Origin of the sequence: Actinomadura sp. WAC 06369 (assembly GCF_003947565.1) — a bacterium.
In the GTDB taxonomy this organism is placed as follows: domain Bacteria; phylum Actinomycetota; class Actinomycetes; order Streptosporangiales; family Streptosporangiaceae; genus Spirillospora; species Spirillospora rifamycini.
The window spans coordinates 1-694 of sequence record NZ_QHJN01000408.1; the positions used below are offsets into that span (position 1 = coordinate 1).

Below are 694 nucleotides of genomic sequence, written 5' to 3' on the forward strand. Positions count from 1 at the left end.
AGTCGGGGCAGGGGCGTTGGGCGAAGGTGGGGGTGAGGACGACGCCGGCGCCGAAGCAGGTCCAGCAGCCGAGCTGGTAGCCGGTGGCGTAGACGGGGCCGCGGAGGCCGTCGGTGCGGAAGCGGGGGCCGGCGGGGGCGGTGCCGGCGCGGCCGGTGCCGGAGCAGTCCTCGCACTGCAGGCAGATGCGGTTGTCGCCGCGCGCGTACACGATCTCTCCCCTGCCCTTGCAGGCCCGGCAGGAAGGGCCGTCCCACGGTGCGCCCATCGCTCACCCCCGGTCGCGGGTTTCCTCGTTCATCATGCCAGCTCAAGGCCGAGATTTGACCCCGGTGCGGGACATGCTTTACCCGGCGGACGTCAGGTGGGCGTAGACGACGATGTTGTCGCGGTAGCGGCCGTCGCGGAGGGGGCCGCCGCAGGTGATCAGGCGCAGGGACGGGTGCGGGGTGTGGCCGTAGACGGCCGCGGCGGGGAGGTCGCGCTTGGCGTGGCGGCGGACGGCGTCGACGGTGAAGACGGCCGCGGTGCCGTCGGCGCGGCGGACGCGGACGGTGCGGCCGGGTTCGAGGGCGCCGAGCCGGTGGAAGACGGACGGGCCGGACGTGCGGGAGTCGCGGTGGCCGAGGATCACGGCGGTGCCGCGCCCGCCGGGGGCGGCGGAGCCCGTGTACCAGGCGGCGAGGTCCTCGTG

Annotated in this window: 2 protein-coding genes; both read right to left on the reverse strand. The window is 75.4% G+C overall.

Features of this window, described 5'->3' with window-relative positions:
- On the reverse strand, positions 1-268 hold a 268-nt coding region (locus tag DMH08_RS39710; RefSeq protein ID WP_199748246.1), incomplete at its 3' end, for a hypothetical protein.
- A gap of 78 nt (positions 269-346) precedes the next feature.
- The coding region (locus DMH08_RS39715; RefSeq protein WP_148108679.1) for a sortase domain-containing protein at positions 347-694 on the reverse strand (348 nt) is incomplete at its 5' end.